The sequence below is a fragment of the Amycolatopsis antarctica genome (assembly GCF_002262875.1).
In the GTDB taxonomy this organism is placed as follows: domain Bacteria; phylum Actinomycetota; class Actinomycetes; order Mycobacteriales; family Pseudonocardiaceae; genus Amycolatopsis; species Amycolatopsis antarctica.
In genome coordinates this window covers 75,853-98,769 of record NZ_NKYE01000021.1, presented here as the reverse complement: position 1 = coordinate 98,769, position 22,917 = coordinate 75,853, and the positions used below count along the sequence as shown (strand labels likewise).

At 68.9% G+C, this 22,917-nt stretch carries 25 protein-coding genes; 15 read left to right on the top strand and 10 right to left on the bottom strand.

Annotated features, from left to right (window positions below; translation table 11 throughout):
- Positions 1-82 precede the first annotated feature (82 nt).
- The 3 genes from CFN78_RS26035 to CFN78_RS26025 all read right to left on the bottom strand — a co-directional run bounded on the left by CFN78_RS26035 (position 83) and on the right by CFN78_RS26025 (position 2,728).
- On the bottom strand, positions 83-763 hold the full coding sequence (locus CFN78_RS26035) for a response regulator (protein WP_094865670.1): 681 nt from the start codon (positions 761-763) through the stop codon (positions 83-85).
- Entirely contained in the window at positions 738-1,949 is a 1,212-nt protein-coding gene (locus CFN78_RS26030) for a sensor histidine kinase (RefSeq protein ID WP_133116486.1), read from the bottom strand. The genes CFN78_RS26035 and CFN78_RS26030 overlap by 26 nt, the downstream gene beginning before the upstream one ends.
- 446 nt (positions 1,950-2,395) lie before the next feature.
- Positions 2,396-2,728, bottom strand: coding sequence for a VOC family protein (locus tag CFN78_RS26025; RefSeq protein WP_094865668.1), 333 nt, complete (start codon positions 2,726-2,728; stop codon positions 2,396-2,398).
- Between the two features lie 102 nt (positions 2,729-2,830).
- On the opposite strand from CFN78_RS26025, the gene CFN78_RS26020 reads away from it, so the two are divergent.
- From CFN78_RS26020 to CFN78_RS25990, 7 genes are all read left to right on the top strand, one after another.
- Entirely contained in the window at positions 2,831-3,331 is a 501-nt protein-coding gene (locus CFN78_RS26020; RefSeq protein WP_094865667.1) for a winged helix-turn-helix transcriptional regulator, read from the top strand.
- Positions 3,332-3,858: 527 nt separating this feature from the next.
- Positions 3,859-4,233: a phage holin family protein gene (locus tag CFN78_RS26015; RefSeq protein WP_240519694.1), complete on the top strand. Its 375-nt coding sequence runs from the start codon at positions 3,859-3,861 to the stop codon at positions 4,231-4,233.
- On the top strand, positions 4,211-4,555 hold the full coding sequence (locus tag CFN78_RS26010; RefSeq protein ID WP_205660655.1) for a DUF3618 domain-containing protein: 345 nt from the start codon (positions 4,211-4,213) through the stop codon (positions 4,553-4,555). Before CFN78_RS26015 ends, CFN78_RS26010 begins: the two co-directional genes overlap by 23 nt.
- Positions 4,552-4,857, top strand: a complete 306-nt coding sequence (locus tag CFN78_RS26005) for a DUF4235 domain-containing protein (RefSeq protein ID WP_094865664.1) — start codon at positions 4,552-4,554, stop codon at positions 4,855-4,857. Before CFN78_RS26010 ends, CFN78_RS26005 begins: the two co-directional genes overlap by 4 nt.
- A gap of 127 nt (positions 4,858-4,984) precedes the next feature.
- On the top strand, positions 4,985-5,857 hold the full coding sequence (locus CFN78_RS26000; RefSeq protein WP_094865663.1) for a DUF1295 domain-containing protein: 873 nt from the start codon (positions 4,985-4,987) through the stop codon (positions 5,855-5,857).
- Positions 5,858-5,879: 22 nt separating this feature from the next.
- Positions 5,880-6,614: a DUF4383 domain-containing protein gene (locus tag CFN78_RS30245; protein WP_094865662.1), complete on the top strand. Its 735-nt coding sequence runs from the start codon at positions 5,880-5,882 to the stop codon at positions 6,612-6,614.
- 20 nt (positions 6,615-6,634) lie between these two features.
- Positions 6,635-8,152, top strand: coding sequence for an FAD-dependent oxidoreductase (locus CFN78_RS25990; RefSeq protein ID WP_094865703.1), 1,518 nt, complete (start codon positions 6,635-6,637; stop codon positions 8,150-8,152).
- 111 nt (positions 8,153-8,263) lie between these two features.
- Here the strand turns inward: CFN78_RS25990 and CFN78_RS25985 are convergent, their stop codons facing one another.
- Both CFN78_RS25985 and CFN78_RS25980 read right to left on the bottom strand, forming a co-directional pair.
- The gene (locus CFN78_RS25985) at positions 8,264-8,689 is read right to left on the bottom strand and encodes an STAS domain-containing protein (protein ID WP_133116485.1); all 426 of its coding nucleotides are present in this window, start codon (positions 8,687-8,689) and stop codon (positions 8,264-8,266) included.
- A 365-nt stretch (positions 8,690-9,054) separates the two neighbouring features.
- Positions 9,055-9,957: a nucleoside hydrolase gene (locus CFN78_RS25980; RefSeq protein ID WP_094865660.1), complete on the bottom strand. Its 903-nt coding sequence runs from the start codon at positions 9,955-9,957 to the stop codon at positions 9,055-9,057.
- 466 nt (positions 9,958-10,423) lie between these two features.
- On the opposite strand from CFN78_RS25980, the gene CFN78_RS25975 reads away from it, so the two are divergent.
- Both CFN78_RS25975 and CFN78_RS25970 read left to right on the top strand, forming a co-directional pair.
- Positions 10,424-10,870 (top strand): YbaB/EbfC family nucleoid-associated protein, encoded by a 447-nt coding sequence (locus CFN78_RS25975; RefSeq protein WP_094865659.1) that lies wholly within the window; start codon positions 10,424-10,426, stop codon positions 10,868-10,870.
- A 1-nt stretch (position 10,871) separates the two neighbouring features.
- Positions 10,872-11,972, top strand: a complete 1,101-nt coding sequence (locus CFN78_RS25970; RefSeq protein ID WP_094865658.1) for a hypothetical protein — start codon at positions 10,872-10,874, stop codon at positions 11,970-11,972.
- 139 nt (positions 11,973-12,111) lie between these two features.
- Here CFN78_RS25970 and CFN78_RS25965 read toward each other — a convergent pair whose 3' ends face one another.
- The gene (locus CFN78_RS25965; protein WP_094865657.1) at positions 12,112-13,029 is read right to left on the bottom strand and encodes an alpha/beta fold hydrolase; all 918 of its coding nucleotides are present in this window, start codon (positions 13,027-13,029) and stop codon (positions 12,112-12,114) included.
- Between the two features lie 293 nt (positions 13,030-13,322).
- On the opposite strand from CFN78_RS25965, the gene CFN78_RS25960 reads away from it, so the two are divergent.
- Positions 13,323-13,553 (top strand): CDGSH iron-sulfur domain-containing protein, encoded by a 231-nt coding sequence (locus CFN78_RS25960; RefSeq protein ID WP_094865656.1) that lies wholly within the window; start codon positions 13,323-13,325, stop codon positions 13,551-13,553.
- Here the strand turns inward: CFN78_RS25960 and CFN78_RS25955 are convergent.
- Complete coding sequence (locus CFN78_RS25955; protein WP_165777718.1) at positions 13,502-14,494, bottom strand: iron-containing redox enzyme family protein; 993 nt, start codon at positions 14,492-14,494, stop codon at positions 13,502-13,504. The genes CFN78_RS25960 and CFN78_RS25955 overlap by 52 nt on opposite strands.
- 68 nt (positions 14,495-14,562) lie before the next feature.
- The gene (locus tag CFN78_RS25950) at positions 14,563-15,693 is read right to left on the bottom strand and encodes a carboxylate-amine ligase (RefSeq protein ID WP_133116484.1); all 1,131 of its coding nucleotides are present in this window, start codon (positions 15,691-15,693) and stop codon (positions 14,563-14,565) included.
- A 277-nt stretch (positions 15,694-15,970) separates the two neighbouring features.
- Between CFN78_RS25950 and CFN78_RS25945 the strand changes: the two genes are divergently transcribed.
- Positions 15,971-16,615, top strand: a complete 645-nt coding sequence (locus CFN78_RS25945; RefSeq protein ID WP_094865701.1) for a class I SAM-dependent methyltransferase — start codon at positions 15,971-15,973, stop codon at positions 16,613-16,615.
- Positions 16,616-16,742: 127 nt separating this feature from the next.
- Here CFN78_RS25945 and CFN78_RS25940 read toward each other — a convergent pair whose 3' ends face one another.
- Entirely contained in the window at positions 16,743-17,309 is a 567-nt protein-coding gene (locus tag CFN78_RS25940; protein WP_094865654.1) for a dihydrofolate reductase family protein, read from the bottom strand.
- A gap of 235 nt (positions 17,310-17,544) precedes the next feature.
- Here CFN78_RS25940 and CFN78_RS25935 point away from each other — a divergent pair, with 235 nt between their 5' ends.
- Positions 17,545-19,071: a S1 family peptidase gene (locus CFN78_RS25935; RefSeq protein ID WP_094865653.1), complete on the top strand. Its 1,527-nt coding sequence runs from the start codon at positions 17,545-17,547 to the stop codon at positions 19,069-19,071.
- 171 nt (positions 19,072-19,242) lie between these two features.
- Positions 19,243-19,986, top strand: a complete 744-nt coding sequence (locus CFN78_RS25930; RefSeq protein ID WP_094865652.1) for an ATP-binding cassette domain-containing protein — start codon at positions 19,243-19,245, stop codon at positions 19,984-19,986.
- Positions 19,987-20,091: 105 nt separating this feature from the next.
- Here CFN78_RS25930 and CFN78_RS25925 read toward each other — a convergent pair whose 3' ends face one another.
- A complete protein-coding gene (locus CFN78_RS25925; protein ID WP_094865651.1) occupies positions 20,092-21,027 on the bottom strand; it encodes a LysR family transcriptional regulator in 936 nt (311 codons plus the stop codon).
- 72 nt (positions 21,028-21,099) lie between these two features.
- Between CFN78_RS25925 and CFN78_RS25920 the strand changes: the two genes are divergently transcribed.
- Entirely contained in the window at positions 21,100-21,471 is a 372-nt protein-coding gene (locus CFN78_RS25920; RefSeq protein ID WP_133116483.1) for a hypothetical protein, read from the top strand.
- Positions 21,472-21,721: 250 nt separating this feature from the next.
- Positions 21,722-22,897: an NAD(P)/FAD-dependent oxidoreductase gene (locus CFN78_RS25915; RefSeq protein ID WP_094865649.1), complete on the top strand. Its 1,176-nt coding sequence runs from the start codon at positions 21,722-21,724 to the stop codon at positions 22,895-22,897.
- The last annotated feature ends 20 nt before the right edge of the window (positions 22,898-22,917 follow it).

The following is a 22,917-nucleotide window of genomic DNA, read 5'->3' as shown; positions in this document are numbered from 1 at the left end:
CGTTTTCTTCCGTTCGGCCGGTTCACGAACCGTCGTTCCGCGCAGACACTCGGGCGCCGGGGAGTCCCGGCGCCGGCACGCCTCAGCGCGCGCTGTCCGGCCCGGGCACGGCAACGACCCGGTTCTGGTAAGCCCAGACGACAGCCTGCAGGCGTGAGGTCACCCCGAGCTTGGGCAACATCCGGGCCAGATGCGACTTGACGGTCGAAACCTCCACGACCAGGTTCCGGGCGATGTCGTCATTGGACATCCCTTCGGCGAGCAGCAGCAGAATCTCGTGCTCGCGCGCGGTGAGCAGTTCCTCCACCCGCCGCCCCGCCACCGGCTGCAACCGGCGCCGATGCACGAACTCGCTCAGGATGCGACGTGTCAGCGTCTGGTCGATCGTGCCCCGGCCGACGGCCACCTGCCGTACAGCGTGCACGATGTCCTCCGGCTCGGAATCCTTGAGCAGGAATCCCGATGCCCCGGCCTCCAGCGCCCCGAACACGTAGTCGTCGAGGTCGAAAGTCGTGAGCACGAGTACCTGCACCTGCGGGTCGGCCTGCGGCGCGCACAACTCCCGGGCCACGTCGATGCCGCTGCGTCCGGGCATCCGAATGTCGAGACAGGCGACGTCGGGCGCCAACTCGCGCGCCAGAGCGAGTGCCTGCGTCCCATGCTGGGCGACGCCGACCACCTCGATGTCCGGCTCGGCGGCCAGCAGCGCCGCCAGCCCGGCGCGCACCAGTGGCTGGTCATCGGCGATGAGCACGCGGATCATGGGGGGCCTCCGGAAGCGTGGCTGGCGCGCACATCGTACTGACCGTCTCGCCCAGCGGGAGCCCCAGCCGCACCTCCCAGCCGCCCTCCGAAGTGGGGCCGTGGTCGAGATCCGCGCCGACCAACTGTGCTCGTTCGGCCATACCCACCAGACCGAACCCGCCACCGGGGCCCGGATCGGGGCCGGTGGGCACGCCGTTACGCACGCTGACCGTGAGCCGTCCTCCGCGCGGCACACCGACCTCGACCACGCAGGACGCACCCGGCGCGTGCGCCGCCGCGTTCGCCAGCGACTCCTGCACCATCCGGTACGCGACGAGCTGGGACAGCGGGCCCACCTCGACGTGCCCTGCGGGCGCCAGGAGGGTGATCTCGGTGCCCGCCGCGCGGCGGGCCTCGACGAGCGCGGACAACGCGTCCAGAGTCTCCACCGGGCGGGCCACGTCGGCTTCCTCGCGCAGCAGGCCGACCAACCTGCGCAGGTCGGCGAGCACGGCACGACTCTGCTCGCGAATCTGGGACACCGAGCGTTTCGCCGTCTCGGGGTCGGAGTCGATCTGCCGGGTGACCGCCGCGGCCATCATCGCGATACCGGACATGTGATGAGCGGCGATGTCGTGCAGCTCCCGCGACAACGCCGTGCGTTGCCGGGAGATCGCCGCCTGCAACAGCGCGTCCTGTTCCCCGCGCAAGGCCACCAGTTCCAGCCGGCGCGCCTCGTGCGCGTCCCGGCGCGCCGCGATCACCGAACCCAGCAGCAGCGGCAGCCCGATCACCAGCAACGCCTGCAGTGCCGCGGCGACGACGGCCACGCCGACCTCGGACGCATCATGGGCGCCCGCGGTGAGGAACCACCCGGTGGCCAGCAACACGCCCGCGACCAGCAGCGGCACCCCCAGCCGTCGCAGCGGATGGGCCACAGCCGCGAGGAACACCGCGACAAGCACGGCGACGACGGTGACCGTGAACGCCGGCCCCGGCACCACCGGGACCAGCACGAGCGCCACCGCGGTCGACCCGGGCAACACCACCGCGGGCGCGCATCTGGTCCAGGCGACCGCGACGGCCTGCGTCAGCAGCACCGCCACGACCATCCACCAAGCGGCCGAACCGGGGGCGGGCACCGGCCCCAGATCGTGGTCGCCCTCGGCCGCGCTCGGAAGCCACAGCAACAGACCGATCGCCACCAGACCGCAGCCGAACCCGGCGCCAGGATGAAGCGGCCACGACCGGTGCGGCACTTGCCTGGGCAGGGACACGGACGGCCTCCACGAATCTGACGTGCGGTGCCGAGAACGGTTCTCGGACCAGGAGCTCGACGAACGCTCTCCGGGGGTGGGCACAACCCGCGCCCACGACTGATCCGTCAATCATCGCCGCACGACGGCACTCGGGCCTCCGCGACCGACCGGTTTGCATCAAAAGTAGGGGCCTGCCGACTGCGTCCTTCCGTCGTCGCGCCCAGCGAACAGTCACGACAGAACCGATCCGCACGTTCGTTGTCGGCACCCTGAACCCGCGTCGGCACCATGGTCACTTGTGCTGTTCCGGCCGGCCGTCAGGTTCCTCGTCGCGGGCGGGCTCGGGCCGAGAAACCTCCGCGCCCGGCGCCCTCGGTCGCTCGCGGTGGCGGTCAGACGCCGACCAGGACGACCTGATTTCCGTCCGGGTCGGTGAGTTGCAGGATGCGGGCGCCGCCGCCGGGCTGGGGCCCGTCGTGGGCGATGCCGACCCGCGTCGCATGTGCGGCGGCCGCATCGAGATCGGTCTCCTCCAGCACTGCCGACGACCGGCCGGCTCGCCCGGGCTCGGACCAGACCTGCAGACCACCACCGGCGCCGAAGTCCCACTCGATCAGGCCGGCCATCGGGCGGGCATCGGGCTCCCGGTCGAACAACCGCGCATACCAGTCCTCGGCCCGGGCCGAATCGGTCACGGTGCAGTTGGCCATCACTCGACGGATCATCTCGTAAACCTCCCTGGGTGATTGCAATACGCAAGCGGCACTAGTTCATCACTAAGTGCTGGTAAACTGCAAGCAGTTGTTCGGTCGGTCGAGGAGGGTGTCGTGACGACAGGCGAGCCGCGTTCAGGATGCGCGATCAACGCCGCGGTCGAAGTATTCGGTGACCGCTGGAGCCTGATCGTGTTGCGCGACATCATGTTCGGCGACCGGAGGCACTTCCGGACACTGGAACGCGAGTCCGAGGAAGGCATCGCCTCGAACATCCTGGCTCGCAGGTTGCACGACCTGGTGGAGGCGAGGCTGCTCACCCGCGAGGACGCCGGAGCCGGCCGTCGCGCGGCGTACAGCCTCACCGAGCCCGCCATCCAACTGGTGCCGGTTCTTGCCGAACTCGGCTGGTGGGGCCTGCGCCACCGGCCGACCACGGAGCCCCTGCGCGTGCGGGCCCGGGTTCTGTACGAGGGCGGCCCGCAGCTATGGGAGGACTTCATGGCCGAGCTCCGCGAGCGACACCTCGCCGTTCCCGCCCCGGACACCGGCAGACCCACGGCCGGCGAGCAACTCCGGGCCGCCTACGACCGAGCCATCGCTCGCAGCGAGTGAGCCGCAAAAAAAATGCCAGCGCGCGCCGTCCTCGGAGAGCGGTGAGCTTTCTCGCCCGGCGACCGTACACAATGGACAGTGAATAACGGAAACGCCTGCGCGGCAAAAGGGTCGGTACAGCTCCCCAGTATCCGATGAGCGCGCACAACTGGTCGGCCCGCACCGCCGGCGATCCCCCCGGCAGAGGCGGCAGCGAATGGGCAGCGGCAAACCCACTGTTTGGGCTACGACTGTTCGGGGAATCTCGGGTGCAGGCCGCAAGCGCGGCGTATCCGCGCAACGAACGGCAGGGACACGCGATTCCGGTCGATGTTTCGGTCCCGCAGCTGTCGGGCAACCGAGGTGCCATCGCTGTCAGGCCAAGGCAGGAACCGGGAGCATCGGCGCCGAGACCCGATGAACAGCGCGCCGCCGACAACAGAACGCCCGAGACCAGCCATCGAACACCAATGCTCGGAGGTGAACGAATGACGAGCCACGACACAGGTGCCACCGCCACGTCGTCAGAACCATCGGTCGGGGAATTGATGACCCGACTGTCAGAGCAGACCTCGCGACTGGTGCGCGACGAACTGCAGCTTGCTCAGACCGAGATCAAGGCCTCGGCCAAGCACGCAGGCGTAGGAGCGGGCCTGTTCGGCGTCGCGGGCGTACTCGCCTGGTTCGGTGCGGGAGCCATCATCACCACCGCCATCGCCGCGCTGGCACTGACGCTGCCGGTGTGGGCATCCGCGCTGATCGTCGGAGCGGTACTGCTCATCGCCGCCGGAATCGCCGCGCTGGCGGGCAAGAAGCAGGTGCGGCAGACCTCACCGACCCCGGAGCGCACTCTCGGCAATGTCAAACGCGACGTCCAGGAAGTACAGGAGGCCCGTCATCGTGACCACGCCCAGCAGTCCTGACACCCCGCGGCCGGCCAAGGATGCCAGCGCCGACCAGATCGAGGCCGATATCGAGCGGACCCGTGCGGAACTCGGGCACACGGTCGACGCGCTGTCGGAGAAACTCGACGTCAAGTCCCAAGCACGGAACAAGGTGGACGACGTCAAGCAACGCGCCACCGAGCAGGCGCGCACCGCCCAGGTCCACGGCCGGCAGATCGTCGAGCGGGCCAAGGAGCTTTCGACCGACGAGCAGGGCACGCCCAAGCCGGCCGTGCCCCTCGCGGCCGTCCTCGCGGCGCTCACCGTGGTTCTCCTCGCGGTACGCAGGAGCAGGCGATGAACCGATCAGCCGAGAAGAAGCCGGCCAGTACCTCAGCGAAGATCCTGTACCGGCCGATCGGTCTCGTCAGTTCGACAATCGGCGGGCTCGTCGCGAGCGTCGTCTTCAAGAAAATCTGGCAGCGCGCGGATCCCGGTGACCATCCGGACCCGCCCGGCGCGCTGGAGACCGAGTACCCGCTGAAGAAGATCCTCATCGCCGCGGTCGTCCAGGGAGCCATCTACTCCGTGGTCAAAACGATCATCGATCGGGCCGGTGCCCGCGCGTTCGAGCGGTGGAGTGGCGAATGGCCGGGCGACTGATGACGCGGAACCCCGGTGTGCGCCCGGGTCGGGGCCGCGCCGCTGATCCGCGCGATCGGGCCGGCGCGGCGGCGACCGTGCCGTGGCGCCGAGGTCCCCGGCGCGCGTCGGCCGGATCGGCCGCGCGATGACCTTCGACACGAGCGACTTCGCCTTCGGACTGCTGTGGACCGGTGGTGCGCTGGCAACGGTGATGGCAGTGACCTTCGTGGCCGGTCTGCGTGCGGGCAAGCACAGCGTCGTCGACACCGTATGGGGCTTGCTGTTCGTCACCGCGGCCGCGACCTCGTTGATCGTCTCGCACGACCACGGCGACACCGCACGGCGGTGGATCCTCGCCGTCATGGTCGTGATCTGGGGGGTCCGCCTTGCCGTGCACAACGGTCGCCGTTCGGCTGGCAAGGGCGAGGATCCTCGCTACGAGAAGCTGCTGAGCACAGGCCGGGCAGGACCCCGGGTCAACGCGGCCGTCAAGATCTATCTGCCCCAGTTGCTGATCGCGTTCCTGGTTTCCGCCCCGGTACAAGTCGGCTCGTTCGTCCCGGCCGGGGTCGGTGTGCTCACGGTCGCCGGGATCCTGGTGTGGGGCGTGGGGATGTTCTTCGAAGCCGTCGGGGACGCTCAGCTCGAACGCTACAAGGCGTGGAAGAAGGCGCAGCCTCCCGACACCGTCGAGGCCAGCGTCCTGGACCGCGGACTGTGGCGCTACACCCGGCACCCCAACTACTTCGGCGACGCGTGCGTGTGGTGGGGCGTGTTCCTCGTCGCGGCCGAAGGCCTGCCAGGAGTGTTCAGCATCGTGGGCCCTGTCCTGATGACGTTCCTGCTGACCGCAGGATCCGGCAAGAAGACTCTCGAACGCAGCATGGCTACGCGACCGGGGTATCCCGAGTACATGGATCGCACCAGCGGATTCTTCCCGCTACCGCCGAAGGCCGAGCCCGCCGGGCCTCCGGCCGGCCGTCCGAGCAAGCGGGACATCGCCATCCTCACGCGATGAGGCGCGGCACCGGAACCACCTCATGGAACCGGATACACACCCCGGCAACGGTATTGGTGCCGAACGTGAGACCGCCGTACGCCAACGACAGTCGTGGCCCGATGGCCGTCAACGCATAAACAGGTCGGCGGCATCGGCGACGGTCCGGCCGCAAGAATCGACTCACCGTGGCGACTGTCACGGATATCCAGTCCCAGCCGCGATCGGCGGCCGGCCACACCATTCACCGCGGCACCCCCGCAGCGGCACTTCCCTCGTGGAGCGGAACGTCATGAACGCACGCAACAGAGCCGATTCGAATGAGTTCCCGACCCTGCCCAGAATGACGGCACTGGTCGTCGTCGTGGTGTACTCGGTCCTCGGTATCGCCGGGGTCATGTCAGCCGACGAGGCCACGGATTCGAACAGCGTGTTGTTCTTCAGCGCCGCGGCGATGACGAATACCGTGCATCTCGTGGTGAGCGTCATCGGACTGCTCGTCGTGTGGAAGCCGCACTTGGCCCGGCCTTACGGGTTGCTTCTGTTCTTCGTCTTCGCCGGTCTCACCGCCTATGGGACCGCGTCGGCCATCACCGCCAGTGCGACCGACACGGTGACCGTCACGTGGGCGGACAACATCGTGCACGCGACGACATCCGCCGTCGGCCTGTGGCTGGCGCTGCGACGCGACACATCCGCGGTGAAAGGCGGCACGACCGGAACCGAGAACATACCGACCGTGCGGCGCAACGAAAAGCGGACGGCGCGCGGACGATGACATTGGACGGAGACTCCGCGATGGCGACAACGACGGCCGAACATTCTTTGTGGCTACGGGAAACGTTTTCCGGTCACGGAAAACTGTACGGGCATCACCAGGCCGACGTCACCGTGATCGGTGCCGGTATCGCCGGGCTCACCACGGCCCTTCTGCTGCGGCGGCACGGCTTCGATGTCGCCGTCGTCGAGGCCGCCCGGGTCGGCACCGGGGTCAGCGGCAACAACACCGCCAAGGTCACCGCGTTGCAGGCGACCATGTACTCCACGCTGGAACGCACACACGGCGCGCGCCGTGCACGCGACTACGCCGCCGCCGCGATCGAGGGTGTGGAGCTCCTGGCCACGCTCGCCGAACCCATCGAATGCGATCTGCACCGCGCACCGGCAGCCACCTTCGCCTACACCGACGGCGAACGAGCCACGGTGCGTGCCGAAGCCGAGGCGGCCGGCCGCGCGGGCCTGCCGGTCGAATGGACCGAGGAACTCGACCTGCCGTTCCCGACCTACGGTGCGGTGCGGTTGCCAGAACAGCTCGTGCTGCATCCGGCGCGGTACGTGCGTGGCCTCGCCGCCGCGTTCGTCGCCGAGGGCGGCAGGATCTTCGAGCACAGCAGGGCTCTCGGCCTCGACCACACCGCTCCGCACCGAGTCCACACCGCCGAGGGGACCATCACAGCCAAACACGTGGTCGTGACAACCCACTACCCGGTATTCGACCGTGGACTCCATTTCGCCCGGCTGGACGCCGAACGGTCCTACTGCGTGGCGGCCAGAATGCGGTCGGGAGCGCCTCCGCGTGAACTGGCGATCAGCGCGGGCACGCCGTCGTGGTCGTTGAGCCACTACCGCGACCACGTCATCGTCGGCGGTCAGAGCCACCCGTCGGGTGAACACGGAATCGATGCCGGCCGCTACACCGCACTCATCGACTTCGCCCGCCGCCACTTCGACATCGAGCAGATCACCCATCGCTGGTCCGCGCAGGATCCCAAAGCGTACGACGCGCTCCCGATGATCGGCTCATACCTTCCCGGCAGCTCACGGCTGTGGGTCGCGACCGGTTTCGCCAAGTGGGGACTGGCCATGGGCACCGTCGCGGGAAGGATTCTCGCCGACCGGATCACCGGTGCCGACCATCCGCAGGCAGCCCTGTTCTCCCCGCACCGGCTCAGCGTGCGCAGCACACCGACCTTGCTTCAGCAGAACCTGCACGTCGCGAAAGACCTCATCGGAGACCGTCTGACGCCACCTGACCAGGCAGGTGACACCGGCGACGTTCCCGTCGGCACGGCGCGGGTGTTGCCCGACGGCCTCGGCAAGAAAGGCGTCTACCGGGACAGCGCCGGCACGGTGCACGCCGTGTCGCTGCGCTGCACCCACCTGGGATGCCTGCTGCGGTTCAACGGTGCCGAACGGAGCTGGGACTGTTCCTGCCACGGATCCCGTTTCGACGTGGACGGCGCGGTCCTGGAAGGTCCGGCGACCCGGCCCCTTCCGCAGCGCGACCCCGGTACCGCGGCCGGCTCGGGGTCGTGACGGGCCGGCCGGCCCCGACGCCGAGGCCGATCGCCCACGGCGTCGGCGTTCTATTGTGCTCGGCCACCGCTGTCGCCGGATCGCACCCATGGCCGGTTGTTCCGGCGAAGGTCACGCGCGAAGAGCTTCCGCCTCCGGGGCGTCGATCGCAACCATCGCTGCCGCACGATCAAGGTGCGTCGACAGCCCGGCCGCGCATTCCAGCCGGCCGAGGAGACGGCGCAGTGGGGCATCAACGACGAGTTCGAGCGGCACGGCGACAGCGTTCGAGCGATCGAACAGGTCGAGGATCATGTGCAGCCCGTTGATCGAGCAGAACGTCACCGCGGACAGGTCGGCCACGAGCGCGGTCGTCTCCACGGCGGGATACCGCGCCAGGACCGTCGTCAGTGTGTCCACGGCGCGGGCATCGACGTCTCCGGACACAACGATGCACGGGCAACTCGCGCGCTCGTGCTCGACGGTCACGGCGAACTGATCGGCTGCCGCTCCCTGCTGCTGCGGCACGGCAAGGGCGTGCGTGACTTGAGTGGCCATGGGTCCTCCAGACTCACGCGCTATTGGCGAGTGGTCGCGGGCGGAGTACCGACCGAGGTCTGGGACCGGCTGGCAAAGCGTCGCTGTCTGATCAGCGGCTCGCAAACCACCACGCTACGCGATTAGCCACCCTGGTCAACCCTCCTGGCGGAACCCGCCTGCCCGGCGACACGCGGGGGCCGAGCCGTCGGCACGCACCCGAGCTCGACCAGGTGCGGAGGTGCTCACCGGATCGCTTCCGACGCACGGTTTCGCGAGCAGTCTCCGGGGTTCCATACGCCCAGCCGCCAGCCGCCGTCGCGTGCGCGAACCGAGCACCCGCGATGTGGCTCAGGTCAGCCCGCCTCGTTTCCACTGTCGTAGAGCTACGTGAGAGCCATGAGGAGTTGAACGCGAACGCGTTCCCCGTCCACGGCGCGCACGATTGTCTCGACTGGACGGGCGCTGCCGGACGCGTGTCTGCTCTGCCCGTGGTGCGGTCCCGGTTCCAGCGTGATCCGGACTGGGCTGCTTCTGGTCGCGGTCACGATGGCCGGGTCGAGAAGGACAGCGGCGGCGACGGCATCGTGCAGGCGCAGCGCGCGCCGTGGCGCGGCCAGGACTAGCAGGGCAGCGGTGGTCTTCATCCGAATCGAGGGTGCCGTTCTGACGAGCTGGACAAGCCAACGTCGGGTGGCGGTCACGGTGCGAGTCAGGTCCAGTGGCACGACGGTGGTGGCGAAGTCCGCGGCGAGGACGGATGCGGCGGCCTCGGGGTCGTGCCCGATGTTTGCTTCCGCGTGGACGGTCAGATTGCCCGGGTGTTCGAATGCCCCGCCCATGACGACGAGACGGCGCACCAGCCGCGGCAGCTTCGGCTCGGCGCGCAGCGCGGTGGCGATGTTGGTGAGCGGGCCGATGGCGAGGATGTCGAGTTCCCCCGCGTGTGTACGGGCTTGTCGCAGGATCAGCTCGTCAGCGGCTTCGGCGCAAGGCGTGTTCGTCCGCGGCGCTCCGATGACGTGTCGGAGGGGGTCGCGCGGATGCGCCAGGTGCGGCGGTTTGGCCAGCGGAGCGTCAGCGCCGATCGCGATGGGGACGTGGCGGTGTTCGTAGAGTTCCAGCACGCGGGCGGCGTTCGCCGCGGCGGCCGGGGCGGTGACGTTGCCGTGCACACTGGTGACAGCGACCAGCCGCGCCGCGGGTGAGCTGACCAGCAGAGCCAGTGCAAGGGCGTCATCGAGACCACCGTCCTGGTCGACCAGTGTCGGTGCAGCAGTAGCGGTCATGTGTCGCGCGATCCGATCGCCGTGTCCGGTTGCGGCAGAACGATTCTACGACCGGCGAGCGAGCGAGGACTGTGGTGATGCGATCGAGTACCAAATCGACCGCCGTCCGAATGACACCCGGTTGACGAGACCGCACGAACTCTTTCACCACTGACGCGCGGCGAACGGGCGGATGTTCTCCGAAGTGCGCGGCCGGTGGGCACTGCGCGCGGTGTCCTCGCGGCAGGCCTTGTCCTGAACCACCGTGTGCCTGGCCGACTGTACGAGTTCGTACGAACTGGCTGCGCGACGTTGTGGTGCAGGGTACCGGCGGCAACGATCAAGGCGCCCGTACAGCGTGTTGGAGCGACCGGCTCCGACGAACCTCGCTCAGCGTGATCTCGCATCCGCCACCATCGGCGGAACTTACATCTGAAGCGGTCGACATCGAGCCACGTGCAGATGGTTCGAGCCGTGGGAGGACAGAATGACACCACCGGCCGATACCGGCGGAAGTGAACTCGAACGCCGGTTCCACGAGCTGCGCAACCGGATCGACGAGCGAGCCGCCAAGGCCGGCGAGCTGAGTGCGACCCTCTCGGCCGTCAGCGCGACGGCCGAGGCGGGAGGCGGCGCGGTCCGTGCGACCGTGACGGCCTCCGGCGGGCTCCGCGAGCTGATGCTGGGGGCCGCCGTGCGCGGCTGGGAGCCGGAGCGCATCGCGCGCGAGGTGGTCGACTGCGTGCAGCAGGCTCAGGCACGGCTCGCGGATGCGGCGTCGGCCGCCCTGGCCGACGACTCCCTCGCCGACCTCACTGCTGGCCGGCTGCGCAGCAGTTTCCCGCCCGTGTCGGCGGAGCGACCGCGCCGTGCCGAGGACGACGAACCCATGCCCGACCTGTTCGACAGGCCGACGACTCGGACCAGGTGGTGAAATGACCGGTTTTCACTGGAATGCGACGGCGTTCACGCTGGCAGCCGACCGGTTCTCCGCGCTGGCCGACGACTCGGACGGCTACCTGTACGACATGCTGAGCACGCCGTTCTTCGAGTGGCCGAATGGGGAGTTCGGCCTGCTCGACGCGCTGTTCGTGCCCCACCACAGCCTGGCGGACGAGCTGGCCATCTCGACCGGATGCACCCCGGCGATGCTTCGCCGGATTCAGGCGAATCTGAACGCCGTCCGGGACCAGTACTCGGCATCTGAGGACGCCGCCCGTGAGGACATCGGCCGTACGTGGGATGACATGGGCTTCGAGTACCCGAAGGAGGGCGACGCCGGACTCGAACAGTTCGGCTCCGCCGGTTTCTACTTCGGGTCGGATTTTCCCGAGCACGGGTACGCCGGCTCCGGGGATTTCTCGATCCAGGACATCGTGAACACCATCCTCGGATTACCGGATTCGGTCGTCACGACCGGCAAGTTCCGGAACCCGGTGCTGCAGAGCATCTGGGACGTCACCATCGGGCAGTGGGGCGAATTGGTCGAGATGACGACCAAGGCATTCACCGGCGACTGGAACGGCGTGTACCGCGCCGGGGACGCGCTGTGCAGGGCGGGCGACTACTGGACCGGGCTGGGTGAGCTGACCCGGAACGCGGCCGGCACTCTGTTCCGGTCCTGGGACGGTGCGGCCTCCGACTCCGCCGAGTGGTTCGTCGAGAAGGTCTGCGGCCTGTATACCGGTGCGGCGGCGGACATCGGCGTGTGCGGCGAGCTGTACAAGACGCACGCACACGGCTGTTATCTGCTGTTCGTGGAGATCGAGTCTCTGCTCACCGACGTCCCGGAGAGTCTGGGGGTGCTATTCGCCCTACTCGACGTCGCGGACAAGGACAATGTTCCGGCCGCGCCGCCGCTGCCGGACCTGTCGGCGATCTACCGGGTGGTCAGCGAGCTCAGCGACGCCCTGGGCAACATCATCGACAAGATCCTGGTGATCGTCCAGATCATCCAGGCGATCGTGGGCATCCTGATGTCCGCGGTCAGCCAGTTCGCGCTCTACAACAACGAGATGCGCGGCGCACTGGACTGACTTACCGATTAGCCGACACGGATCGCGCCGAACCGGTCACGGCGCCTCGACATCGAATTCGTCCCTCTCGGCCCTACCGAGGCAAATGGAGGAGACCGGGCGAGGCGCGCGCTGTCCCGCCACGCCCGGCGGAGAATCGCTAGGAATCCCCCGCCGTGTCCTCGACGGAAACAGGCCCGATGTGGTTCTCCAAGAAACCGCGCAACAGCCGCGCCGTCAGATCCGGCTGTTCTTCCGGCAGGAAGTGGCCGCAGGACAACGATTGCCCATCGACGTCGTCGGCCCAGCGCTTCCACATCTCGATCGGGTCGTACCACGCCTCGACAGCACCTTGCTGACTCCACAACACCTGCACCGGAGCCCGCACCTTACGTTGCCGGTCTCGATCGGCTTCATCGTCGGCGCGGTCGGCGGTGGCCGCGGCCCGGTACTGCTGACAGATCGTGGCCACACGCTCAGGGTCGTGGAACTGCTGCCGGTACGAGGAGCGAACCTCGGCCTCGACGGCGTGGTTCGGCGCGGCCCAGCCATCGAGCATGTGGTCGACGAAGACGTCCGGCGCACTGTTGATCATCGTCTCCGGAATCGGCGAGGGGGCAGCCAGGAACGACCACACCCAGAAGCCCAGTGCGAACTCGGCATCCGCGCGGGCGAACACCTCGCCAGTGGGCACAACGTCGAGGACACTCAACGCGGTGACCGTGTCGGGGTGGTCCAGCGCCATGCGGTAAGCGCACCGCGCCCCGCGATCGTGACCGACGACGGCGAACCGCTCGTGTCCCAACGCGGCCATCACCTCGCGCTGTTCCCGAGCAAGTTCTCGCATGCCGTGTCGACGAGGATCCTCACCGGGCAGACAGCCGCTGCTGCCGTAGCCGCGCAGATCGGTGGCGACCACCGTGAAGTCCCGAGCCAGCAACGGGGCGACGAAACGCCACATCAGATGCGTCTGGGGTATCCCGTGCAGCAACAGCACCGCCGGCCCGCTACCGGACCGAACACCATGGATCGTCGCGCCTGACGTCTCGCGGTCAAAGCTGCTGAATCCGGCGAACACAGAACCTCCCAGCGGGGGACGAAGCCGCAAGGGGACCTGGGCGCGGCGTCCAGCACGCCCGTGAGGTCCCTCGAATCGTACCCGCCACCGGCGCCGTTGCCCGTTGTCCCGCGTTCGCCGTTCGGTCTCGTGGGAGGGCCCGTAGGTCAGCGACCCCCGGGCGGCGCCGCCGACGCTGGGCGGGGGTTTGCCCGTGACGCGCTCCGGGGAACCCGGTCCGTACCGGAGTGCGAGCACCGCGCGTGGTGTGCGGCCGGAAAATCGTGCGAGGACAACAGATGTGAGGCGCCGGTATGACAACGGAGAACACCCAGCCGAGTCGCAGGGTCCGTGTGGTCCCCGGCGGCCCGGTGTTGATCGAGGGCCCGGTGGAGATAGCGGTGGATGACGGTGTCGTCGTGCGGTCCGACCGGTTTCTCGTGGCACTGTGCACGTGTCGCCGCAGCAAGCGGTACCCGTTCTGCGACACCAGTCACCGGAGGAAGCTGCCCCGGTCGAGCACAAGCGGCGACTCGACGGGGTAAAAATCGTTGGGGCGTAAGGAACTGAGACCGTCCCGCCACGCTTCGAGCAACCGCTGCGCGGCCCTGCCCTCGACGTATTCGGAGGCCTGGATACCGAAGACCACGTCCGCGGCGAGTGCGGGGTTCTCCTCGAGCACCGCGCCGATGACGTCCTCGCGCAGTACCTGTTCGTGCACGGCGTCCGCCTCGATGTGCTCGGTGTAGAAAAGCACGACGTCAGGACCCGCACCCATCCGGCGCAACGCGGTTTCCATGCGCTGGGCGTTCGGCCCCGTGGTGATCTCGGTGGCCGCGAAATGCCCGACCAGCGCACCCCGGTGACGGCGGTGCAGACCGAACAGGGACATCACGTTGACGGTCGCGAGGGTGGTACCCGGGATCGCGTCGAGATAGGCGAGATAACGGGTGTCCAGTCCCGACTCGGCCATCAGGTTCGCGAAGAGCGTGGAATGCATGCGCTCGGCCCGCCCGCCACCGAACTCGTCGTACTCCACCGCGACCACCGCCGCCTTGGCCCTGCCCCGCAGGCGCGGGATGACCCATGCGTGCGGATCGGCCTCCTTGAGGTGATAGGCGGAGCGGTGCACGAACAGTTCCTGCACCTGCCGCCATTGCCCGGAGTCGCGCAGGTGGTGGCTGACGCCGTACGCGTCCGCAGGTTCGACCAGCAGGGCGTCGAGCGCACTCTCGGTGTCCGCTCCGCCCGCGACACGGCAGCGGAGCTCCTCGACGAATCTGGCCTCCAGCTCCGCCCGCAGACCGAGCAGCGCGAGGTTCCACTCCCAGGCGTCGTCGACCCCGGCGAGGCCCTGGTAGTGCAGTTCGTAACAGAGGTAGAGCGCGAGCTGCAGATCGTCGCCGAACGGATCGCTGCCGGCGACGTCGGCCGTGTCGAATCTCGGTGTGCTGCCGGCGGGCTCCGGCAGGCTGCGCAGCAGCATGTCGGTGATGGGCCCTCGGGCGGCGGGCAGGGGCGCGGCGGTACTGGTCCGAATCACGTGATCGATGCTCACAGCGCCTCCTGACGGTCGGCGGAACGAATGGGGGCGGGCGCGGAGCTGATTAGGGACGCGGTCAGCGAGCCACCGGGTCCCCGCCGTTGCCGCTGCCGCTGCGCGCCGGTGCCGCGAGCTCGCATCGCGTCGACGAGCCCCGCCACTTCGACGTCGTCGTCCGCGGCACACAAGGCGCCGTGCACATGGCGAAGCAACCTGCCGAGCAGGTCCCATGCCGTCACCCGGGTACGGTCCCGCACGTCGACCCCGTCGCCGTCGAGGCCGTTCCGGGAGGCCGACCACAACGCGGATGCACACAGTTGCTGCGGCAGCGCCGGTGCTTCCCGGCCACGCGCGAGTTCGTCGAGGGCGGTGCGTACCAGTGCGCGGCCAAGCAGCGCGTAGAGCACCGCCTCGTCCGCGGTGGTGGCGGAATCGGCCACCCTGAACTCCACGGTGGGCAGGTGCGGCGACGGGCGCGCCAGCCAGAACGTCATCGTGGGGTCGACGAGACTTCCCCAGTCGACCAGCATCTCGACGGTCTTCCGGTAGTCGGCGTGGCCGGCGAACCACGGTGTGACGCCCGAGCCGGGGAACCTGGACTGCAGCACCGCCCGCCAACTGCCGTACCCGGTGTCCCTGCCGCGTTCGAAGGGGGAATTGACCGACAGCGCGAGCAGGGTCGGCAACCACGGTCTGAGGTGATTGACCACCGCGACGGCCGTGTCCCGGTCCGGAACCTCGACGTGAACGTGGGTTCCGCACGCCTCGTACCCGGTCGTGAGTGGCCCGAAGATGTCGTCGATGTCGGCGTACCTGCCCACCGCCGCCGGGGCGTCCTCGCTGGCGCGGAACGGTAATCCGGTGGCGATGGCGCGGACCCCGTGCATCGTGGCCAGGAACTCCACCGCCTGCCGGCCCGCACTGACATGCGCCCGCAGTTCGGCTGCGGAGCGGCAAACTCCCGTTGTCGCTTCGATCTGCGTCTCCCGGAGCTCACGCTGCAGTACCGCGCCGGGTGGGGTCTCCGGGCGGGTTCGGGTGTCGCCGAGAAGGGCACCGACACACGGCACGGGGACACCGGTGCTGGGGTCGACGAGAAGAAACTCCTCCTCCACCCCCATGGGCAGGGCCGCCGCGGTCACCGCCACGCCACCGTCACCGGTGGAGACATTCGCCCGTTACGCCGGCCGGCACCAGCGGGCTCGATCCCGTAAGGGCACCAATCAGTCATGGCTGTGGATACCCCCCGCCGGGTCGGCCAAACGGCGGCAGATACCCCAGCGGCACTGTGTGACGGAACTGACCGCCCCGGGCGCCCCCCGACGAGCGACACCCGGGGTGTCCCCGTACGCCCGCCTGTCGGCCGCCGGCGAGTACGCGCACCTGTCGGCGCCCGGCCGGAGGGGCTACGGTTCCCTGGTGACCTGGCTGACCGAGACCCGGGACTCGTACGACTCCATCGCGGCCGGTTACGCCGACGAGACGCGCGACCTGCTCGACAGGCTGCTCCACGTTCGCGCGGGAGTCGTGCTGTTCGCCGATCTGGTCCGCGCGCTCGGGGGTGGGCCCGTCGCCGACGTGGGCTGCGGGCCGGGGCACACCACCGCGCTGCTGCGGGAGCTGGGCGCGGACGCGTTCGGCATCGACCTGTCGCCGGCGATGATCGAGATCGCCCGCCGTGAGCACCCCGGTGCGCGGTTCGAGGTCGGCTCGATGACCGACCTGCCGCTCGCCGACCGCACCCTCGCCGGCGTACTCGCGTGGTGGTCGCTGATCCACATCCCGGACGAGGCGGTGCCGGGCGTGCTCGGGCAGTTCCACCGGGTCCTGCGGCCGGGCGGGGTGCTGGCCGTGGGATTCCACGTCGGCGACGAGTCGGCTACCAGGACGGACGAACACAGCGAACAGCCCACGGCACGCACGCACCGCCGCCAGCCGTCCCGCGTGGCCGACTGGCTTCGCGAGGCGGGTTTCACCGTGGAGGCCCAACACTTGCTGAATCCGGACGAGCCGAAGCCGGGTGCGATTCTCTTCACCCGCCGGCCCGCGACACCGCCTCGGTAAGCGGGCCCCGCCACTGTTTCCGCGCGGACCGGGCAGGGCCCCGAGGCGAACGCGCCGGTGACGCAGCGCGGAACCTGAACCCGCTCAACGGTTTCTGCCTCTGGCCATGCGAGCCGTCCCGGCAGCGTCACCCACCGGAGTGGGTCCGGTAGCGGGCGTAGATCAGTCCGCTGCCGAAAGCACGCTGCTCGACCAGTTCGAGATCGAGGCGCACGTTCTCCGGGAAGAACCGCTTGCCGCCGCCGACAACGCTCGTCGTGACGAACAGGTGGAACTCGTCCACCAGGCCGGCCGCGATCGCCTGGGCCGCAAGGTTCGGGCCGTCGACGGTGAGGTCCTGATCGGCCTCGGCCTTGAGGGTGCGCACCGCCTCCGGATCGAAGGTCCGCTCGATCCTGGTTTTCGCGCCGGCCACCGACTCCAGTGTCGTGGAGTACACGATCTTCTCCGCGGCCTGCCAGTCGCGGGCGTACTGCAGGATGTGCGGCGGCTGGTCGGGCTCGGTGTGCGCGGTCTCCCAGTAGACCATCGTCTCGTACATCCGCCGGCCGTAGAGATACGTGCCGACGGGCCGGAAGAGGTCGTTGATGAACGTGTGCACCTCCGGATCGTCAGCCCCGGTGCCGAGTCCGCCCTCCGACGCCTCGGCGTAACCGTCGAGCGAGGTCACCATCGAGTAGATGAGCTTTGCCATGCGTCTCCTTCGGGTACGGGTGCCGACCGGCACCGGACCATGGGCAATCAAGCTCCTCGTCGAAAACGGTTCCGGCGACGTTACCGGCGTGCTTCCTCCGTGAGGAGCCGCTGGGCAGATCGACCTGGACGGTACGGTCGTCGATCGGTCGTGCGGGCAACGGACGGCGTTGGCGTAGCGCGATCATGACAGTGCCGTGACACGGCCACGACAATGCGGCGGCACCGTTCAGACCATGGTTTTCCAAGGACTCAGAACCCCCTCGATACGGATCGGCGCCGTCCTCGCGCTCGGGTTGGCGCTCGCCGCGTCGGTCCTGTCGGCGCCTGTCGCCTCGGCCATCAGCGGAGGCGTGGAATCGCCTGCCGCCTACGCGTTCCACGGTTCGCTACAACGGCCCGACTCGCCGCGACCGGACGGACACGTATGCGGCACGACGCTGATCGCACCACAATGGACGCTCACCGCCGGCCACTGTGCGCGGACCGAGGACCAGAAGCTGGTTGGCTACCCACCCGACTGGAAGGTACGCATCGGCTCCACCAGCGTCACCTCCGGTGGCGAGGTGATCGAGGTCGAGAAGTTCATCAATCACCCGGCCGGCGTGGCAGGCGGCGGCGACATCGCACTGCTGAAACTGAAGACACCGGCGAAGAGCCAGCCGATCGCGATCGCCGAAAACAGCCCGGCGCCGGGTGATGCCACCCGCATCATGGGCTGGGGTATGACCTGTGACCAGATGGAACCGGCATGCTTCCCCGACCGGCAGCGCGAAGCCGACACGGTGGTGCAGGAGAAGGCCGCGTGCGGGGAGGAGAGAATCGACGACACGGAGATCTGCGTCGGTAGTCTCGACGGCACGGTGGGACCGACCAATATGGACTCCGGTGGCCCTGCCGTGGTCCGGGCCGGTGACGAATGGCGGTTGATCGGTGCCGTCAGTGGTGGCAGTGGCGGTCCCGACCCGTACATCTACTCCGATGCCAACGCTTTTCGAACCTGGCTGGCCGACAACATGACCGAACGTGAACCGACCCTGGAGGGCGCGGTCAGTCTCGGCAACTGTTCCGGTTCCGTCGTGCGGGCGAACCACTCGCGACCGGAAGACCCCGCGCTGCTGCTCACCAACGGCCACTGCGTCGACGGTGAACGTCCGGCGCCCGGCTCCGCCGTCGTCGACAGACCGGAACAGCGGGACGTCACCGTGCTCGGCGAGGACGGTGAACCCACGACGAACCTCAGCACCACCACCCTTACCTACGCCACCATGACCGGCACCGACGTCGCACTGTACGAACTGAACAAGACCTACGCGGAACTGGCGGCCGAGAAGGTCAAGGTATTCGCGCTGGCCGGCGACCCCGTCGGCCAGGCGGATCCCATCGACCTCGTCTCGGGTGGTCTCGGCGAGACCTGGAACTGCGAAATCGGCGGTGCGGCGCCGGAACTGCGGGAAGAGGGCTACGTACAGCACAACGCCGTCTGGTACACGGAGGACTGTTCGCCCAGTTCGGGAGCCTCGGGGTCACCGCTGATCGATCCGCACACGGAGGCCGTGGTCGGTGTCCACAACACCGGAAACATCTTCGGTGAGGTCTGTACCGCGAACAATCCGTGCGAGGTGGACGCGGCCGGAAACACGACCGTGCACAAGTTCCGGAAGTACGGGCAGCAGACCGCCGCGATCCCGGCGTGCCTGGCTGCCGGGTCGAAGCTGGACCTGTCCCGGCCGGACTGCGCTCTGACCAAGCCCTCGGCCTGACCGACGCCGAGCATCGGACGGCGCCGGGCCCGGCCACCGGAGGCCGGACCCGGCGCCGTCGGCACCTGCCGCGTCTCCGGTCAGCTTCGCGCGGACAGCTCCGGCCGGAACCTGAAGTATGGTGCGAGGACGGAATAGTCTCGTGTGCTCGCCGCCGGGAGGGGACGTCGAATGCCGACCGCCGAGCTGCGCGATCTGACTGTCCACATCGACACCGGCCGGTGGAGCGAAACCGTGCTCGAAGCGGTGAACCTCGCCGTACCCGCCGGCCGGATCACCGCACTTCTCGGTGAGTCCGGGTGCGGCAAATCCATGATCGCCGCGGCGATCACCGGCCTGTTGCCCGCGTCCGCGAACAGCACCGGGCAGGTGCATATCGACGGCGCGGCTGTGCGGGACGAGCGGACGTGGCGGCAGTTGCGCGCAGGCACCGTCGGCCTGGTACCCCAGTCCGATGTCACGGCCTTCGTCCCGGACGAAACCGTTGGCGCGCAGCTAATCGACCTGCACCGCCTCCACCGCGCCCGGAGCGTGGAGGACGCGTGCGCGGCGGCCCTGTATCCCATCGACGGCTTCGATCTGTTTCCGCACCAGCATTCCGCCGGGCAGATCCAGCGGGCCGCGCTGGCCGCCGCGCTCCTTCCCGCACCCAGGCTGCTCATCGTCGACGAGCCCACCGCCTCGCTCGACACGGGCACCGGATACGAGGTGTGGACCAACCTGCGCGAGTACGCCGACACCGGCGCAGCCGTCCTCGCCATCACGCACGACGCGGCCCTGCTGATCGACACCGGTGTCACCGACCGAATGGTGTTCATGCGCCACGGCCGAATCACCGTCGCGGGGCCCACGACCGAGATACGTACCCTCGAAGATCCTTATGTGCGGGGATTCTTCCAGCAGTCCGGGCAGTAACGAGATACCCGCGTGGCCACTCGGCCTTCTTGCCGGTCCGGCTGGTTCGCCGACGCTGCTGCCGCAAGGCCGGTGCCAGCCGGCGAGCACGAGCGGCGGACGGCGTCAGGGGTGGCCGGGCGGGTACGAGACCTGCAGCTCGTCGGCGACGTAGCGCTGGAGCTCGACGAGGACCCTGGACACGGTGGGCGGCGCGTCCTCGCGATGTACCGCGGTGAGCAGCCGCGAACCCGGCGCGATGATCGCCTTGCTGATCCGCACGTCCGGCGTGGCGTTCTGCCGCAGGGTCAGCGCCGGGATGATCGTCGCGCCGAGCCCGTTGGCGACCAGTGCGAGCAGGGTCGGCGCCGAACCGGTGCCGATGTCGTGTGCGGTGAGGGTCAGGCTGTACTCGTGGCACATCCGTTCCAGTTGCTTCCTGGTCGCGGGACCGAACGAGGTGGTGATCCACGGGCGCGCGAGCAGTGTCGCCGGGTCCGAGTCCGCGGGCCAGGTGCTGGGGACGATCACCTCGAACGGATCGCGCACCAGGTCGACCTCGACCAGCCCGCCGGAGCGGTCCGGTTCCGAGGCGGCGCTGCGATCGGTGAGCAGCAGATCCAGCTCGCCTTCGGTCAGCATGCGGATGCCTTCGGCGTCGGAGACCTCGAAGACGCACGGATCGATCGACGGGTCCGCGACGGCCATACGCATCGCCACCGGGACGGCGATCTCGCTCAGCGCCACCGAGAAACCACCGATGCGCAAGGGGCCAGCCGGACTCTCACGAAGCTCGGCGACACCCCGCTCGGCCGCCGTCAACGCCTCCGCGACCGCGTCCGCGTGGTCGGCGAGGGCGTGGCCCGCGGGGGTGAGCCGGATGGACCGTCCGCCACCGCGCTGCTCCCGGTCGATCAGCGACACCCCGGCCTCGGCCTCGAGTTTGCCGAGGTGCTGGGAGACCCCGGAGGGCGTCAGGTGCAGTGCCCGTGCCGCCGCCAGCACACTGCCGGTTCGCCGGACGGTGCGCAGCAGCAGCATTCTCCGCGGATCCAACGGCATGTAGCGAGACTAGCCCAGAGTTGTACGACAACTAACTTTTCCTGATTGCACTCGATGTCGCACAGTGGATTCATGAGGTTGACAGACCCTTCGGACAGCACGACACCACTGACCCTGTACCGCACCGCGACCGACGCGCTGACCGCGGCGAGCCGCCAACGGGGTCGCCAGCTACCGGGGTCCGACCCGTACCGGTCCCTCGGCTCGCTACGGCAGCTCCTTGTCGCACTCGACGCGAGCCTGGACGGGGTCGGCACGACCCTGCTCGAACAAGCCCGATCGGGCGAACTCATCGTGGTCGAGGGCCCGTTCGCCGAGGACGCTCTCGCCGCCGCGGCGACGGCACGGCAATGGCTCGACCGGGCCCGGACCGGGCTGCACCTCGGCGTTCGGCAGCCGCTCGAATCCGCCCACATCACCATCGCGGGTACCGCGAGAAACTAGCACCGCCTCGTCTGTCCACTATGGACTCGGTCGGCTCCGCGAGTCGGCCTGCCCGGCGTTGTCCCGTTGCGGGGGCCGGTCCGGCCGTGACACGTTCGGCCCAGCGTGGGGGTGCGCTGGGTGAACACGCTCCGCCCGTTCGGCGCTATCCGCCGTCGTGAGCACTTGCGAAGGTGGATGTTCTGGGGCTGGAGACGTCGATTCGACGTCGGTATCCGTGTTCGGCGGTGCGGGCGAAAGGAATGCCGGAATGGGGCCAGGTTCGCGCGTCCACACGGTGCAGACTCTCGTCGTCGGTGGCGGCGTGGTCGGCCTGTCCGCCGGCTGGCACCTGGCCAGGAAGGGCCACCGGGTCGGAGTACTGGCACCCCGGCATCCGGGAATGGCCAGTACCGCCGCGGCGGGAATGCTCACGCCCGGGTGCGAGTGGAACGGCTGGTTGCCGGAGGAGTTCCTGACGCTGTTGTTGCGCGGCCGCGACTACTACCCGGAGTTCCTCTCCGGCCTGACCGGAGGCGAACCCTCGGACGGATACGGGGTCGGGTACCGGCGCACCGACTACCTGTATCTCGACTCCTGCGAACGCAACGAGCAGATGGGCCGCCACTACGAATCGCTGAGCCGGGCCGGACTGAACGTGGAGCACCTCGGACTGCGCGACACCCTGCGCCGGGAACCGGGCCTCAACCTGGCTCCGGTTCGGGGTTCGCTGCGCATCGAGGGTGACGCCGTCGTCGATCCACGGGCGCTGCTGACCAGCTTGCGGGCGGACCTCGACCGGCGTGGCGCACTGTTCGAGGACAGCGGCGCGGTCACCGGCATCGTCGACCACGGCGACCGGTTCACCGTGACCACGGGCAGCGGCGAGCGGGTCGAGGCCGAACGTGTGGTGCTGGCCGCGGGTGCGTGGACCCAGGAACTCGCCGAAACACTGGGGATCGACGTTCCGGTGGCGCCCATCCGCGGCCAGATCATCGAACTGCACGGCGCTCCGGGCGCGGTCCGCAACATCCTCTACATCGCCACGGGCGCATGCGGCAGCATCGTCGAACGTTATCCCGGGGTCTACATCGTGGGCACCAGCGAGGAGGGCACCTCGGGCGAGGTGGCGAACACTCCGCTGGTCGTGTCCGCGGTGCTGGCCAGGGTGGCGTCCCTGATACCCGCGCTGGGCACCATGTCGATCGCGGACATGTGGTCGGGATTCCGGCCGACCACGCCGGACGAGATGCCGGTGATCGGCACCGCGCTGAGCGGCCGGGTCGTCCTCGCCACCGGCCACTACCGCAACGGTGTGCTGCTCGGCCCGTTCACCGGCAGGCTGGTGGGCGACCTCGCCCTCGGTACCACCACCGAGGTGGATCTCCAGTCGTACCAACCGGATCGATCCTTCGGCAGGCAGTACCGGCTCGCCGCGCGTTACTGAATCCTCGTCCGCCGAGTGAA

Coding starts and splice junctions, on each gene's coding strand:
- CFN78_RS26035 (WP_094865670.1), bottom strand. CDS start 763: ATGATCCGCGTGCTCATCGCCGATGACCAGCCACTGGTGCGCGCCGGG.
- CFN78_RS26025 (WP_094865668.1), bottom strand. CDS start 2,728: ATGATCCGTCGAGTGATGGCCAACTGCACCGTGACCGATTCGGCCCGG.
- CFN78_RS26015 (WP_240519694.1), top strand. CDS start 3,859: ATGACCCGACTGTCAGAGCAGACCTCGCGACTGGTGCGCGACGAACTG.
- CFN78_RS26005 (WP_094865664.1), top strand. CDS start 4,552: ATGAACCGATCAGCCGAGAAGAAGCCGGCCAGTACCTCAGCGAAGATC.
- CFN78_RS26000 (WP_094865663.1), top strand. CDS start 4,985: ATGACCTTCGACACGAGCGACTTCGCCTTCGGACTGCTGTGGACCGGT.
- CFN78_RS30245 (WP_094865662.1), top strand. CDS start 5,880: ATGGAACCGGATACACACCCCGGCAACGGTATTGGTGCCGAACGTGAG.
- CFN78_RS25990 (WP_094865703.1), top strand. CDS start 6,635: ATGGCGACAACGACGGCCGAACATTCTTTGTGGCTACGGGAAACGTTT.
- CFN78_RS25985 (WP_133116485.1), bottom strand. CDS start 8,689: ATGGCCACTCAAGTCACGCACGCCCTTGCCGTGCCGCAGCAGCAGGGA.
- CFN78_RS25980 (WP_094865660.1), bottom strand. CDS start 9,957: ATGACCGCTACTGCTGCACCGACACTGGTCGACCAGGACGGTGGTCTC.
- CFN78_RS25975 (WP_094865659.1), top strand. CDS start 10,424: ATGACACCACCGGCCGATACCGGCGGAAGTGAACTCGAACGCCGGTTC.
- CFN78_RS25970 (WP_094865658.1), top strand. CDS start 10,872: ATGACCGGTTTTCACTGGAATGCGACGGCGTTCACGCTGGCAGCCGAC.
- CFN78_RS25960 (WP_094865656.1), top strand. CDS start 13,323: ATGACAACGGAGAACACCCAGCCGAGTCGCAGGGTCCGTGTGGTCCCC.
- CFN78_RS25955 (WP_165777718.1), bottom strand. CDS start 14,494: ATGCTGCTGCGCAGCCTGCCGGAGCCCGCCGGCAGCACACCGAGATTC.
- CFN78_RS25940 (WP_094865654.1), bottom strand. CDS start 17,309: ATGGCAAAGCTCATCTACTCGATGGTGACCTCGCTCGACGGTTACGCC.
- CFN78_RS25935 (WP_094865653.1), top strand. CDS start 17,545: ATGGTTTTCCAAGGACTCAGAACCCCCTCGATACGGATCGGCGCCGTC.
- CFN78_RS25930 (WP_094865652.1), top strand. CDS start 19,243: ATGCCGACCGCCGAGCTGCGCGATCTGACTGTCCACATCGACACCGGC.
- CFN78_RS25925 (WP_094865651.1), bottom strand. CDS start 21,027: ATGCCGTTGGATCCGCGGAGAATGCTGCTGCTGCGCACCGTCCGGCGA.
- CFN78_RS25920 (WP_133116483.1), top strand. CDS start 21,100: ATGAGGTTGACAGACCCTTCGGACAGCACGACACCACTGACCCTGTAC.
- CFN78_RS25915 (WP_094865649.1), top strand. CDS start 21,722: ATGGGGCCAGGTTCGCGCGTCCACACGGTGCAGACTCTCGTCGTCGGT.